A 14,685-nucleotide genomic window follows, 5' to 3' on the forward strand; every position below is an offset into this window, starting at 1 on the left:
AAGGTCCGAGTGAGTAGCTTTTTCCTGTGAAGCCCGTGACGGGGCACGCGGACGGGGACCAGGCGGCAGCGCCAAACGGCGGCGAGAGTTGGCACATCCGGTTATGTCACTTTTGCGAAGTGCCGACCGGCACGGAGATTGTCCGCTTATCGGGGCAGACCGGAAGAGGTCGGCCCAAATTTTTGGGTCGCCGATTTCACGACATATTGGTCGACTTCTCTCCCGTAAAGGCGCACCGTTCCTGTGACGCTTGAACTGACGCGTCCCAACGTTTGCGTAAACTTATCCAAACCACACTCGAGGCCGCCTAACATGCGCGCCCCAGACCCCGTCGTAACGTTAATTGTAGTTCTCGTAATCGGCCTCGCCGCTGGCTTTCTGTTCGACCGGCTTGCGGGGCCGTCATGGCTTGCTCGTCAATTCTCCGGATCAACCCGCGGCATCGTCACAAGCGCGTTGGTGGGTATTGCGGGCGCGTTGATTGGCTATCACATCGCGGTGCTTCTCGCGCTCGGCGGCGGGATAGTGACGTCGGTAATTGCAGCGGCGCTCGGGGCGACTGTGGTGCTGTTCGCTTGGCGGATGGCTAAATAATAAAAATATTTCTGCCCGTGGCACAAAACTACCGTGCCAACCCGTTCGACAAATGTCCGATTTCGAGGGAGGAACGGTCATTCGGCCGACGCCGCCTAAGGGCTGAGGTTTGGCCCGTTTGAGACATGCCGACGGACGCTGAAATCGTCCGCTTATCGGGGTAGGTCGGAAGTGATCGCCAGACGGTTAAAACGACGCTTTTGACACGAAGCGGACGACGATTGGGGAGCAACCCGCTGTACTGCTTTGACGGTCGCGGCACGAAACAACCCCTCGGTGTTGCGCGCCAGCACCCTCGTCGTTGCTGGGCCAATTGACTGTCGCACAGCCGACCAGATCGCCGCATCAGCTCAACAAGTGAGAACCATTATCCAAAGTACGCCTCGTGCACTTGCTTCGTTTGACTGAGCTCGCGTGGCTCGCCAGCGGCGACGACGCGGCCCTTGGAGAGGACGTAGCCGTAGTCGGAGATCGCGAGCGTCTGGTGGACGTTTTGTTCGACCAGGAATACGGTGATGCCCTGCTGGTTGATGCGGCGGATGATATTGAAGTTCTCCCGCACCAGGATGGGCGCGAGGCCGAGCGAAGGCTCGTCGATGAGGAGAAGCTTCGGCGCGCCCATGAGTCCCCGGCCAATCGAGACCATCGCCTGCTCGCCCCCCGACATGGTGCCGGCAAGCTGATCGCGGCGCTCGCTGAGCCGCGGAAAGGTGGCATAGACATGCGCCAAGCGCTGCGCAACAGCCGCGTCCGATGTCTCCTGATAAGCGCCGATGCGCAGATTTTCTTCGACCGTGAGCTTTGCGAATACCCGCCGACCTTCGGGAATACAGGCAATGCCGGCCGCGATCACTCGGTGGGTCGGGAGTCCCGCAAGGTCCACACCGCCGAATTGGATGCTGCCCCTGTTCGGTGGCGTCAGTCCGAGGATCGAGCGGATCAACGTGGTCTTGCCGGAGCCGTTGGAACCGAGGAGACAGGTGATCTTGCCCGACGCTGCCGTCAGCGAGACGTTCTCCAGCACGTTGGCCTGATCATAGGCGGTGGAGACGCCTTCGATCACGAGCGCGTTGGCCTCGTGGTTTGTCATTGCAGACCCAGATACGCTTCTTGCACCATTCGGTCGGCGGCGATCTCCGCGAATGTACCAGCGGCGATCTTGCGGCCGAAATTGAGCACCACGCAGCGATTGGTGATGCGTTCGATGACACCCATCTCATGCTCGACGATCACGATCGAAAGCCCATCGGGTCGCTTCCGCACTTCCAATATATCGTCCATGAGCTGGCTCGTTTCCTCGTGCGTCATGCCGGCGGAGGGCTCGTCCAGCAGCAGCAGCTGGGGGCGGCTGATCAGCGCGCGGCAGATCTCGATGCGGCGGCGGTCGATCATGGGCAGGCCCGCGACCGGCTCCAGCATGCGCCGAGCGAGCGGCGGATCGAACACCTCGACCAGCGCTTGCGCTTTGGCAAAGCTCTCCTCGAATTCGGCCTTGAATGCTTGGCGCCTGACGAGGTTGAACCACAGGCCCTGGTTCAGGCGCTTGTGGTTGCCGATCATGATGTTGTCGAAGATCGACAGCGGCAGGGACAGCCGCGAACGCTGAAAGGTGCGAGACACTCCTGCATGATAGATGGCTTGCGGGGTGGCCCGTGTAATCTCGGCGCCGTCCAATGACACGTGACCTGCATCTGCCCAGTAGATCCCGGTGATGACGTTGAAGAATGTGGTCTTGCCGGAGCCGTTCGGGCCAATCAGGCCAACAATCTCGCCCTGTGCAACATCGAAGTCGAGATGATCGAGAGCCAGGACGCCGCCGAAACGCCTGGTCAAACCCCGTGCCTCGAGCACCAGCGGCATTTCTTCACGCGGCGCGGGATTTTGCGTCATGGTCGCCATCCGGGGAAATATCTACGCACCGGCCGCGGCAACAGGCCCTCGGGCCGGAACAGCAGGACCATCATGACCAACGCGGCATAGAGCATAAAGCGATATTCCTGGATAACCTGCAGCTTCTCTGGAACGATGACGACGATCACGGTTGCCACAGCCACGCCCCAGGGATTGCCGATGCCCCCGAGCAGCAGGATCGATACCAGGACGAGCGAGTCGGCGAACGTATAGTTGTTGGGTTGGACGAAGCCGACGACCATCCCATGCAACGTGCCGGCAACGCCGATTAGGAAATTGCCGAGCAGGAAGGCTGTTATCTTCCAACGTACGATATTGAGTCCGAAGCAACCGGCGGCGGTCTCGTCCAGCCGCAGCGCATCGAGATTGAGGCCGATCCAGGACCGCTCGAGCCGTCGTACGACGACGAAAGCCAAGACCATGATCATCATGCTCATGACGAAATAATTGAGATAGAACGACAGCTCGACTCCACCGATCTCGATATTGTCATTGAACGACCAGCCGAGGATCGTCATGCCTCGCACCTGAAGCCCCTGGGGACCTCCAAGGACGTCGTTCACTTCCAGAAAAGTCTTGAACAGGAGCGCAAACGCGATGGTGACCACCGCCGCGTAATGACCGCGCGTGCGCAAGACGGGCAGCAGGAGGAGCGATCCGATCAGCGCCGCCATGAGCCCGCCAATCAGTAGCACGAGCAGGTGCGGAACGGCGGTGTGCTGATTGAGCACCGCAGCGGTGTAGGCGCCGATGCCAAAAAACGAGGCGCCTGCAAAGTTCAGCACCCCCGCATAGCCGAATTGGATGCTCAGCCCAAGTGTCGCGACGGTGTAAAGCACCACGGTGCAGACAAGCAGCAGGACGAAATGGTCTTCGTGGAAGACCACGCCAACCGCGAGCGTCGCGACAATCGCGAGCAGCCCCAGCGCGTCTTCCCGCTCGCTAAAACTGTGCGCAACGGGCTTCAGCAATCCGAGCCGGTTAGCCGCGATAACGGCGCCGATACCAAGGGCAAGCAGTGCGATGATCGCTTTCTGATTTTCGACCCGCAAGAGGATGATCAGGAATGCCGTGACCAAGACCACGGCAGCGGCTCCCGGCAGGAGCGACCGCCCTCCATCGTTCCCCGAAAGCACCATGTCACACCCGCTCGCTCAACTTCTCGGGAATGAGACCGGTCGGTCGCCATGCCATGAGCGCGATCACCACGGCGAACGCAAACACGTCCTTGTAGGCGCTCGCGAAGGGCAACGCGACGGCGCCGATGGTCTGCAGCCCGGCGAACAGAAATCCGCCGAGTATCGCACCGTAGATACTGCCGAGCCCGCCGATGATGGCGGCGCTGAATCCCACCACGCCGAGATAGAGTCCGATACCGAAATTGATTTCGTTGTAATAGAGACCGTTCATCAACCCCGCGAAGGCAGCCAAGGCGGAGCCGATAGCAAACGTAATCAGCACGATGGCATTGAAGTTCACGCCCATGGTCTTGGCTGTCTCCTCATCTTGTGCGACGGCGCGGATCGCGAGCCCGAGCTTTGTCCGGTTGAGCAGGAACTGCAGACCGACGATCACAAGCGCGCCGGCCGTCAGGAGGATCGCGTTGTCCAGCCTGAGGTTGAAATTGCCGATGTTGATGGAATCAGCCGGCAGCAGCCGCGGAAACGGCTTGGGATTGGCGCCGTCAGGATAAAAGAGCCGCACGGCTTCACGCAGAACCGTGCCCAGCATCAACGTGATCAGAAGTGTGTTGAGGGCCGGGGCGGAGCGCAAAGGCAGGATGAATGCCCGCGCGATAAAGGCCCCTAACAGCGCCATGGCACCGAGGGCCGCTACCAGCATGGCCAGGAGTTCCACCGCATCGGAGGTGAGGCCGATGCTCTGCAGTCCAATGAATGAGGCCAGCGCCGTGAAGGCGCCGACCGTGAGCACGTCGCCATGCGAGAACTTGATAACGTCCAGCACGCCGAAAAACAGTGTAAAGCCCACGGCAACCAGCGCGTACATCATGCCGAGCATCAGCCCATTCATAGTGTACTGGGCAACCAGCCCCAGATCCATGCCGCGCCTCCAGCCTGTCGGGAGCAAGACGGGAAGGTGCTAAACCTTTGCTCCCCTGCCTAGGCTATTTCTGGCCCGGAAGTTTGCGCTTTCCGGACGCATATTCGCTGTCCTCCCAGACCACCCATTTTCCATCCTGGACCACGAAGGCGGTAATGAGGGCGACCGTGTTCTGTCCGTGGTCGTCAAAGGTGATCTTGCCGACGATCGAGTCGCGATCCTTCACCTTGTTGAGGGTTGCTTGCACCTTCTTGCGGTCGGGCCCCACCTGCTCGATCGTGTCGAGGATCAGGTTCATGGCTGCGAAGGCGAAGCCGCCATAGGCCTCGGGCGGGTTCGGGTAATTTTGGTCGTTGTATTTCTCCAGGAAGAACTTTCCGCCCGGCAGCCGCTCCGTTGGGGCGCCTTCGATGAAGGAGAGCGAGCCTTCCGCCAGCTTGCCGAGACCGTCGATATAGGAATCGGACTTGATCCCCGATGTTCCATCGAACAGCACAGTGTTCAGCCCGAGCTTATCCATCTGACCGCGGATGCGCACGCCGATCGGCGTCAAGCCGCCGAAATAGATTGCTTGCGGATTGAGCGACTTGATCTGGGTGAGTTCGGCGCTGAAATCCTGCTGGTCGGAGGTGACACCGAAGGTGCCGACGATCTTGCCGCCGTGCTTGGCGAGCGCTTCGCTAAAATACTTGTTGTGTCCCTTGCCGTAGTCGGTTGTGTCGTGAATCACTGCAAAGGTCTTGTAGCCGAGGCTCGACGACAACTCCGCGTTGCGCTCGTTCTGATTGATCATCGTGCCGTTGACGCGGTGCACCTCGGCATACTTGTTCCGATAGGTGATGTCGGGCAGCACCGCGCCCCACACGATCACCGGCAAGCCGAACTTGTGATAAACGTCGACCGTGGCGATGGCCACCGCCGAGCAGTAATGCGTCGCAGCCGCGATGATCTCTTTGTCGGTTGCAAGCTTGGTCGCCTGTTGAACGCCGACATTCGGCTTGCATTCGTCGTCGAGCGCGACCATCTCGTATTCGTACTTGGCCTCCGCATCCGCATTGCGGAGTCGCACAGCGAGATCTGCGGAATTGCGCCCGCCGAGACCATTGGCGGATGTGCCGCCCGTCAACGGACCGATAAAGCCGACCCTGATCTTCTCCTTGGCATGGGACGACGACACGCCTCCAGTAACGCCCAAGGCTCCGGCGCAAATGAAAGCGGCTGCAAGCGACAGAAACCTGTTCATGCGGACCTCCTTCAAGTCCGTCTTGCCCCAGCCGGCGAACATTGCGGATGGACCGTTGCGACGGATGATGCTGCAGCCTAGGCTCGCGTTTCCCATGACTCGTCAAGCCATGGCCGACCTCTTATGGCGCTGTGACCGCAACTCAGAATTGCGCATCACGTGGGGCAGACGACTGCTTATAACACTTCTGCGAAGCGCCTCAAAGACACCCGTGGACTCCGCCCCACGAATTTGGATTTGGCGGGGCGCCGCACACGCCGCCGGATCATCCTTGTCGCATCATTGTTTGCGAAGTCCTGGCACCTTGCGACAAGGTAGGAGCGCCAAAGGAGCCCGAGGCCGCGCTGGCCGTGCGGCCGAGTCTCAGGGTTTCAGACCTCCTCCTCGCGTTTCTTGTTCTGCAGAAGACCGGCGCCGCTTGAAAGTTCTCCGGGCGCCGGAGGGGATGGTCCGACCCGGCCCCGGCGGCCTTATTGCCTGGGGATCGGGACTGCAGAGCGTCAGGGTAGCGGGGTCGAATTCCTCCCAGACTTCCGGCGCCGTATAGGCGGGCCTAAGCAGTTCGGAATCTATGCCAGGAACGCGCCTCATATAGGGAAACGGCGGCATGTTTATGATCGACATACACGGCACCCGCGATGTCGCGACAGCGTTCATAAGCTCCCGCACTCCGGGCGATCCATATTGGGGCTCCTGCATCGCAAGGCCGATGAGATCATATTCGCGAGGGTCGACGTCCGCCGCTCCCGCTGCCGACACTCGGCCGGGCAGCTTGCATGAATCGAGCTCGATGGGTTCGCTCCGGCCGCGGATCGGAATCCGAACACGAAACCCTTCGGAATTGATCAGATCTGCCTCGGCCGGAAGACAGACAAGTTTCACGGAATGCGCGCCGAGCAGAATCTTCGACGCGAGCAACGAACCGTATGAAGCGCCTAGGATGAGAATGTTTGTATGTCGACATCGTCGGGTTTCCTTTGAGATCTTAGCTCGGGCTCATTGCGGCCCGCTTTGTGCCATCGGCCGGCTCGATGCCACGGGTGCAGTGACGACAAGCGGCGCATCCGGCCGAACCGTGGCGACTGCAGCTGCGCCGGCCAACCGATTCCTAGATCCGAGGCGAGCAGTACGGTCCAGTTGGCTCTTGGATCAACCCGCCAGCCTAACATCCCCAGAGAAACGATGCCCGCGAAACCGATACTCATTGATGACGTACGGCTGGTGACGCCCACCCGGGTACGGACGACCGTTTTTCGACAAGCGCCAGAGTCCGCGCACGCGATAATCCGGCGTCAAGCCGAGCTCATCCATTTGCATGCGAAGCGCCTTGAACATCGTCTTGTTCATTATCCGCTCGAAGACCTTGATGTCGTGCTTCAGGCCTAGCGTCCTCAACGTATAGACCAGCGAGTCGCGGGTGACGAAGGAAAAATCCTCGTAACGGCGCATCAGCGAGCGGTGCCAGGTATATCCGAGCTGCTTGAGCCGCCATTTCGTCTAGCCAGGAGAGGCCTCGTCCGGAGAGAGTCGCCGATCGGAGGCTCTCGAGGCGAACGGCTTCGCCCTTGATCGCTAGAATGGCCTATCAGCTTCAAGATGATCAGCGCGCCTGCAACGCCACCACGGCGGAGATCTCTTCAAGAAGAGCCGCGTGCCGCTCCCAGGGTATGCTGTCGACACTCATCTGTGGTCGCCCGGGATTATCGACCCGGCTGTCATCGACCGCCTGCCCGGTTTCCACCGCCGCCGAAAGGAACCGGTGATCCATATCGCGATTGAAATAACGCAGGAGAGGATCCCGCAACGCTGGCTTCGTGCACGCCATTGCAGCAAGGAGCCCATACCCTCCCCAGTTCGACACACCGGCGACGATGAGCGAATCGACCGGAGTCGTCGCTGCGATCACCTTGCCATTGGGAATTCCACTTTCGATGATTTCCTTGGGCAAGGATCCCATCCCAATCTCATTGCCCCCGTCCCCGATGCCGATCGTGTACCAGCGACGCTTCGCGGCGGGGTCGCTAAAGAGAAGATGGAGCGGCGCTGTTTCGCGCGACATGTCCCATCCGTGCTCCCGGTGGGGCTTTCCATCCGAAGCCGGAGAAACCCGCTCTATTGCGATCAAGTGAGTGATCGGCCGATCGCCTGTCTCTAGGTACCGTCGCAGGCGGAGAACCGAACTCTCCGTCGTCGACACGACCTCAAGATTGACGGGCATCGGCAGCGCATCGACCACGGCCCATACCGCCTTTGCACATGGTGTGTCGGTAATGACCGTTACCGGGATGCCCACATTTGCGAGGCCCGCGGCCAGATGGGCCATCCCGCCGAGCCCGTCCGTTTCTGGAGCAGGCGGCTCCGCGTGCTGGATATAGAAGCCGGTAACGATGCCGACATGCGCGTTGGGCGTGTTCATGATGGCCTCTGCGGCGCGGGCAAGATTGCCTTTTGCCCACTCGGTCATCTGGCCGATATCGCGTTTGACTTTGCGCCCGATGATCGCCTCGATCCGGGGTACCGACTCGTTCACTGTATCCACCTCGACTTGCCTTCTCGAAGGTGCCGGATTGGTACTGCGGGGTCTTTCCGGTCGCCTACATGATAACAACTCTGTTTGGAGGACAGCGTCCCTGCTCTGTTGCTTAGAAAATCGCTCCCGGGAAACTAGGCCATCCGCTCCTAGGATCGCGAGAGCGAACAGGTCAACCTGACCGCCGAGCTTCCTTCCGATTCGTCGCGGAAGCCTGAGGGTCAGCTGCTGCTCAAGAAGAGGGCCTCAGACTTGCGCGTGCTCATCCTCTTCGACGGTAACAAGGAAGGTTCGCCTACTCCTGTGACCTCCGGCTAGGATAAGGTCGTATTTGGTATCCGGGTCATTGACGCGCCAGCGATTAATGGGATGAACGCCGTATTCTTGTCAGTCCCTCAGCTCCGTGCGCGCACTGAGCACAAGCACCGAATTTCCGAATGTGCCTACCCCGGAGCTCATCCAAGGATAGGCAGGGTCATGTTGGCTTCCGGGGATGGAATAGCTCTTCGACGGACTGTTTCGGATCCTTGATCCGAGAGCGGTCCTTGCGATCATTCTTCTGTGCTTCGAGCTTCTGCAGGAAGCGGAAACGCGGCGATCGGGTCGCGTGCCCCGATCGCCCGTGCTTGGTCATGCCGAAACCCTTTTGGCCGCCATGCGTCATTTGATCACCAACGAAAGCTGGGCGGCTCATTTCTAGCCCCCCGGGAGCCGCCGGGACCAAGCTTCATGCGGTTCGCCGAAAGTGCGATCAGAGAGAAGGATAGCCCTGATCGTCAAAAGGCGCGAGGCCAGGACGGTCGGTTTGCGAAAGCAAAATGCTGCAGTGCGGCGCCGTTTTGGCCCGTCGATGCCGTCTAGCTCTGTTCGTTCCAAGGGTTGCTGTCGAAGGTTAGACCGGACGTGTCTCGCGCGCTGCCTCGACCGCCGCTGCCGCCTATGGCGGCTTGCAATCACCTTCCGGCGGCCTACCTTGGTGTAGCTCACCTTGCAGGATCGGCAGCCATGGAACTCACCGTGGTGCCCATCGTCAAGCCGGACGCCATCAACTTCATCTTCGGCCAGTCGCATTTCATCAAGACCGTGGAAGACCTCCACGAGGCGCTGGTGGGCGCGGTTCCGGGCATCCGCTTCGGGCTGGCCTTCGAGGCCTCCGGTAAGCGGCTGGTGCGCTGGTCGGGTAATGACGAAGCCGCCCTCGCCCTCGCACGCGACAACGCATTGGCCATCGGTGCCGGCCACACTTTCCTGATCTTCCTAGGCGACGGGTTCTTTCCCGTCAACGTGCTGGCTGCAGTGCGTGCGGTGCCGGAGGTCTGCCGCATCTATTGCGCGACAGCCAACCCGACACAGGTGATCGTCGCGCAGACCGAGCTGGGCCGCGGCGTGCTCGGCGTGGTGGATGGCGCCTCGCCGCTGGGTGTCGAAACCGACGCCGACATTGCGTGGCGGAAAGACCTGCTGCGAAAGCTCGGCTACAAGCTGTAGTGGCTGGATGAAGCCGAAGCCGACAGGCTGGCGCCCTCAGCGCGTGACGTCAGGACGATCCAACCCCGTAATGTAGCTCGCCACCCCGCATCAAGCGGCGGGCGATGTCGGCTGTCTGCAGCGACGCGCGTTCGGTCGGCGAATGGGCCGCCAGATAGCGGGCAACCGCGATGAGGATGTGCCGGCCCTCGTCCGTGTCGCCCCACGCGCCGAATTGCCGGACTCCCGCCTCCAGCATCTGATACGCATGGAAGCCTGCATCTTCGCGCAGCACCGCATGCGCGAGCGTGGCGATCAGCGCCTGCGGCGAATGGCCGAGCGTGAGATGCCGTGCCACGAGGCGTGCGGCGAGATCGACCTGTCTCTGCCGGTCGAAGGCGTCGAGCAAGGCGGCGCCGATCGTCTCTGGATCCGCGGGCAGATCATCTAGCTGCTCACCGCCGTCGCCCGGGATGCGCGCTGGCGGCACATTGAGATAGCGAGCAAGGTAGAGCGCCATCGCTCCGTGCAATACGCCGCGGACGGTCGTGACGTGAGTGTCGATGTTGGCAGTCCCGATGCGCGTCAGCATCTGGTGGACTGCGTTGGCGTAGGTGAAGACGTGATGCGCCGTCGCCCAGTCGGCGTGCTCGTTGGCATTGCCGAAGCGCGCCACCCTGAGCGCTGCAGCGTACGCGAGGGCTTGGCCAAGGTCAGCAGGAGCGGCACCGGCGCGGATCGCCTCCTTGAGCGCAGCAACGATCCTGTCCGGATCCTCACCGAGCAGCTCTTGAGCAAGCGCGGCCTGGCCCGACCACTTACCCGAGCCGTGTCCGACAGCGAACAGACCCGCGAGTTCGCTGGTCGAGTCCTCACACAACGCAACAAGGTCAACGGGCTGGCGCCAGGCAGTCGATTCCTCGGCGCCACGGGCCGCTACCATCTGACCGACGACAGTCGGCAGCAGAGCCGCCGCGTGTTGCCAGCCGACCAGGTCGAGGCACTCGAACGCCTTGTTGATGAAGTCGAGCGAGTGCCCGGTGTTGGCGAACGCGCGCTCGGTCTCGGCGGCGAACAGGGAATCAGCGAGTTCAGCCGGAGAGAAGCCGGCCGCAATCGCCGTGAGCAGGGTGCGCTCGGCCGCCTCGCGATGGCGCACGTTTGTCCAACGCCGCAGCCAGCGTTTGAGCGCGGCCGGATCCGGTCGGCTTCCAAGCGGCGCGCGTTCCCGCCGCGGCGCCTCACCATCGCAGTCCGCCGCTACGCGGCGTGCGCCGTGGAATAGAGCGAGATAGGCTTCCTCCTCCGGCAGGCCGGGCAGGATATTGGCGAGTGCCGTAAGGATCGTCAGACCCACGCCCCAGCCGTCGCGATTTTGCGCCCCGAACAGAGCCACCTCCCGTACGATTTCGGCCTGCGGTACGCCGGCCGCGAGCTGACCATGTATGGCCTTGGCAATGACGAGGCCGAGGTCGTGGGCGAGGCCGTTCGCAAGCCGCTGATGCCAGTGCGCGGCGGGATCGGCATGAGTGAACGTGGTCTTCACCCAGACGTCACCATTACGCACCTCGACCGGGCAGATCGGCACGTCGTCCGCCCAGAGGTCGAAGGTGCAGCCACTTTCGAGATCGAAGCGAGCGTGGTGCCAGTGACAGGTCAAAATGCCGTCCTCGACGCTGCCGCGCTCGAGCGGGAAGCCCATGTGCGGGCACCGATTGTCGAGGGCGAAGACGCGCCCCCGGTCGTAGATGACGAGGATAGGACGATGGCCACCGTGCACGATGAGCTGCCCCTTGATCTTCAGCTCCTCAAGGGTGCCCGCCAGTGCAAATTCCTTGCTGGGCGCGTCCATGGGCATTACCTCCCATTGTCACTCTGGGGCCGCTGCAGGTACCCCACAACATAGGCATCCTCTCGCGCAAAGGCGAGAGAATGCTATGGGGGCTGCGCAAAAGGGCGCGAACTGCCATGACTAGATGGCCAAAGGTATTTCAAAAATGCGCTACAAACGCTCGCACCTCTTCCAATCTTTCTGGCGATCCCTTTATGCTATTTGACCATCAGTCCGAACGATCGGATGGAGCCTCGAAACGGCAGGCTATACACCCTGACCAGGCAAACACCATGAAGTTCGAAGAGAGCTTGTTCATCATCACGTTCCAACCTGATGTGAAGCGATGAGCTCCAAAGGTTGCACGATGAAGGAGGCAATCAACTCAGCACCGTCGCGCCGCCACTTTTTGCGGCTAACATCAATGGCTGCGGCATCAGCCCTGGCTCCAGCGTGGGCCGAGCAGCTAGAACCAGCGGATTCAGCCACATCCCAGCCCGTGTCCGCACGCCTCGCCACGTTCGAGGAGGTATGGCGGACCGTCCGAGACCGCTTCTACGATCCGCACCTACATGGGCTCGATTGGTCGGCTGTTCGGGAACGTTACTTGCCGGACGCCACACGGGCGAGTTCCGAAGAGGCGCTGGCCAGCGTCACTAATAGCATGCTCTCCGAGCTGCATGCTTCGCACACCCGCTACTACACACGGTACGAACCAGAGTACTACCAGCTTTCCGACATCTTCGCCGGTGCGCTAAGGCGACGCGGACTGGAACGCGCTTTTCCGGGTGGCCGTATCTCCTATCCCGGCATTGGCATCCTCTCGCGTCTCGACATGCAGGGCCACAGCGTGATTACCGGCGTTATAGAGCGCACGCCGGCCCAACAAGCCGGCCTGCTCGCTGGCGATGTGATCGCCCTCGCCGACGGTGCACCGTTTCAGCCGGTACAGTCGTTCCGCGACAAAATTGGCAAGGAAGTAGTGCTGAGCGTGCGTCGTGCCGGCGCGTTTATGCAAATATCGGCTACCCCAGTCGATATTGAACCCAACAAAATGTTCTTGGACGGCTTGAGGGCCAGCGCCCGCATAATACGGGCCAACGGCCGAAGCATCGGCTATGTTCATGTCTGGTGCTACGCCGGCTCCGTGTATCAGCGGACGCTCGAGCATCTTCTATCGCAAAGTCCGCTGAACGAAGCCGACGCGCTGATCTGGGACCTGCGCGATGGCTGGGGCGGCGCGATTCCCGAGTATCTTGATTTGTTCAACACGCGAGCGCCGACGATGCAAATCACTGATCGCAATGGCACCAGCGAACTCCGGAACGTGAAGTGGCGCAAGCCTGTCGCCATGCTTGTCAACGGTGGCACCCGCAGCGGCAAGGAGATCCTTGCCTATGGCTTCAAAAAATACCGGCTTGGCGAGGTCATCGGTACCCGTACCGAGGGAGCTGTCCTCGCTGCGACGGCATTCCTCATTGGCGGCGGCTTGCTGTTGCTCGCGGTCGAGGACGTGCATGTCGACGGCGAGCGGCTGGAAGGCGTTGGCGTCGCACCCACGATCGAAGTCCAAGCTGACCCGGACTCCATGGATCGTAGTGATCCTCAACTCAATCGTGCAATCGCGGTCCTATCCGAGGTCTGATCCTCGGGAGGCGGCCTGCTGGCACTTACACCGTTCCGGAGGACCGGACGCCACCGGCGAAATGCTGCTTGCCTGAGCATTCGCGCCCGGCAGCTAGGTTAGAGCTAGTCCGCTCATGTGCCCAATCGCCTCTTATCGAGTTTCAGCCAGCGGAAGGACAGCTAAGGCCGTTCGGCGCTAGGATCATGTTTACGCGAATCGGCGCCCTATGTCTTCTATGTTGCGTATCTCACTAGCGGCGCGGCTGCGCGCCTTGTCGCATCCCCTCGTCTTGAAAATAGGAGGATGGACTAGGAAACCATCGCGAGCCGGCGCGTTGATATTCACATAAGTGGCGCTACGATGGGGAGGACTTCCCATGCGAACCACAATCGTTGCGATGCTTTTCGCGAGCGGAACCATGATCACCCTGCCGGCGCTGGCGCAGCAGCAGCAGCCGGCACCGAACCCACAAATGCAGGAGGAGGCTGACAAGGGGGCCAAGACTCGCCAGTCCGGTGAGTCGGGGTATGTCGGCGAGCAGGAAAAGCCCGGTGCTGCCGCCCGGCCCCCTGGAAAGACTGACTCTGCTCCGCCGACAACGGGCTCAGCCACGGGCACCTCGACCGGGGCGACAGGCAGCGGTGAAAAGCCGCGCTGAGCCTTCTGGAGGGGTAGCACGACTGAGCGTAACCTCCTCTTCCTGACGCATTACCCTTGCCGTCAAGCGCCGAGGTTACGCGCGACTGAGATCCAGGCTCATCGCGGAGCTGGAGAAGACAAATGCGGTGTCCGAAGCAAACGCGACGCTCGCTTCTTTTGACGACGCTCGCCACCGGAGCGTTTCTGACAGGGCGGAGGTTCGCTGCGGCACAAGAAGATCAGCCCGGCAGCAGCGACCGGCCGAAGAAAGGCGATCTTCTTGTTGTCTCCGAAGGCGAACGCGTCGGCGCCGTCATCGCGCCCGATGACGTGAAGCTCGGCGAACCGCCGCTACACGCCTGGCCAAAGGACCCCAAGACTTCGGTTGTCCGCAACGGCTCGCGGTTGAACGAGATCCTCGTCATAAGGCTTGATCCCGGCGAGATGGATGAGGAAACCCGCTCACGCGCTGCTGAGGGCGTCGCAGCCTATTCGGCCATCTGTACTCACACCGGATGTTCCGTCACCGGCTGGCTGAAGTCCGAGACGGGCGACAAAGACGTTCTCAAGTGCTTTTGTCACAATTCCGAATTCAATCCGCGGGAAGGCGCGCAAGTCGTGTTCGGGCCCGCGCCCCGGCGCCTGCCGGCACTCCCGCTGGCAATAGCCGACGGCTCGCTCACCATAGCTGCAACATTCGTTGGAAAGGTAGGTGCTCAACAACCAGGGTGATGGGGCGCGGTCGCATCGGATTCCCATGCCCCAGATGATCGCACCACCAG

At 61.3% G+C, this 14,685-nt stretch carries 12 protein-coding genes and 2 pseudogenes; 5 read left to right on the forward strand and 9 right to left on the reverse strand.

Features of this window, described 5'->3' with window-relative positions; genetic code table 11:
• The first annotated feature begins 312 nt into the window (after positions 1-312).
• On the forward strand, positions 313-594 hold the full coding sequence (locus V1286_RS24580) for a transglycosylase (protein ID WP_334483731.1): 282 nt from the start codon (positions 313-315) through the stop codon (positions 592-594).
• 367 nt (positions 595-961) lie between these two features.
• Here the strand turns inward: V1286_RS24580 and V1286_RS24585 are convergent, their stop codons facing one another.
• From V1286_RS24585 to V1286_RS24620, 8 genes and pseudogenes are all read right to left on the reverse strand, one after another.
• Positions 962-1,657, reverse strand: coding sequence for an ABC transporter ATP-binding protein (locus V1286_RS24585; RefSeq protein ID WP_334483734.1), 696 nt, complete (start codon positions 1,655-1,657; stop codon positions 962-964).
• A 23-nt stretch (positions 1,658-1,680) separates the two neighbouring features.
• On the reverse strand, positions 1,681-2,484 hold the full coding sequence (locus tag V1286_RS24590) for an ABC transporter ATP-binding protein (protein WP_334483737.1): 804 nt from the start codon (positions 2,482-2,484) through the stop codon (positions 1,681-1,683).
• Entirely contained in the window at positions 2,481-3,590 is a 1,110-nt protein-coding gene (locus V1286_RS24595) for a branched-chain amino acid ABC transporter permease (RefSeq protein WP_334483740.1), read from the reverse strand. The genes V1286_RS24590 and V1286_RS24595 overlap by 4 nt, the downstream gene beginning before the upstream one ends.
• Before the next feature lie 55 nt (positions 3,591-3,645).
• A complete protein-coding gene (locus V1286_RS24600; protein ID WP_334483743.1) occupies positions 3,646-4,566 on the reverse strand; it encodes a branched-chain amino acid ABC transporter permease in 921 nt (306 codons plus the stop codon).
• Positions 4,567-4,630: 64 nt separating this feature from the next.
• Positions 4,631-5,809 (reverse strand): branched-chain amino acid ABC transporter substrate-binding protein, encoded by a 1,179-nt coding sequence (locus V1286_RS24605; protein WP_334483746.1) that lies wholly within the window; start codon positions 5,807-5,809, stop codon positions 4,631-4,633.
• A gap of 462 nt (positions 5,810-6,271) precedes the next feature.
• Positions 6,272-6,793, reverse strand: a pseudogene (locus V1286_RS24610) (hypothetical protein); the annotation flags it as partial.
• A 354-nt stretch (positions 6,794-7,147) separates the two neighbouring features.
• Positions 7,148-7,300 (reverse strand): annotated as a pseudogene (locus V1286_RS24615) (haloacid dehalogenase type II); the annotation flags it as partial.
• 109 nt (positions 7,301-7,409) lie between these two features.
• The gene (locus tag V1286_RS24620; RefSeq protein WP_334483749.1) at positions 7,410-8,348 is read right to left on the reverse strand and encodes a glutamate cyclase domain-containing protein; all 939 of its coding nucleotides are present in this window, start codon (positions 8,346-8,348) and stop codon (positions 7,410-7,412) included.
• 996 nt (positions 8,349-9,344) lie between these two features.
• Here V1286_RS24620 and V1286_RS24625 point away from each other — a divergent pair.
• Complete coding sequence (locus V1286_RS24625) at positions 9,345-9,827, forward strand: adenosine-specific kinase (RefSeq protein WP_334483752.1); 483 nt, start codon at positions 9,345-9,347, stop codon at positions 9,825-9,827.
• Positions 9,828-9,876: 49 nt separating this feature from the next.
• Here the strand turns inward: V1286_RS24625 and V1286_RS24630 are convergent, their stop codons facing one another.
• Complete coding sequence (locus V1286_RS24630) at positions 9,877-11,658, reverse strand: Rieske (2Fe-2S) protein (RefSeq protein ID WP_334483754.1); 1,782 nt, start codon at positions 11,656-11,658, stop codon at positions 9,877-9,879.
• 403 nt (positions 11,659-12,061) lie between these two features.
• On the opposite strand from V1286_RS24630, the gene V1286_RS24635 reads away from it, so the two are divergent.
• The 3 genes from V1286_RS24635 (at position 12,062) to V1286_RS24645 (ending at position 14,635) form a co-directional block, all read left to right on the forward strand.
• Positions 12,062-13,282, forward strand: a complete 1,221-nt coding sequence (locus V1286_RS24635; RefSeq protein WP_334489867.1) for a S41 family peptidase — start codon at positions 12,062-12,064, stop codon at positions 13,280-13,282.
• 358 nt (positions 13,283-13,640) lie between these two features.
• Positions 13,641-13,922: a hypothetical protein gene (locus V1286_RS24640; RefSeq protein ID WP_334483757.1), complete on the forward strand. Its 282-nt coding sequence runs from the start codon at positions 13,641-13,643 to the stop codon at positions 13,920-13,922.
• Positions 13,923-14,044: 122 nt separating this feature from the next.
• Positions 14,045-14,635 carry a QcrA and Rieske domain-containing protein gene (locus V1286_RS24645; protein ID WP_417021180.1) on the forward strand — a complete coding sequence of 197 codons (591 nt, stop codon included), beginning with the start codon at positions 14,045-14,047 and terminating at the stop codon, positions 14,633-14,635.
• Positions 14,636-14,685 lie beyond the last annotated feature (50 nt).

Origin of the sequence: Bradyrhizobium algeriense (assembly GCF_036924595.1) — a bacterium.
GTDB classification, from domain to species: domain Bacteria; phylum Pseudomonadota; class Alphaproteobacteria; order Rhizobiales; family Xanthobacteraceae; genus Bradyrhizobium; species Bradyrhizobium algeriense.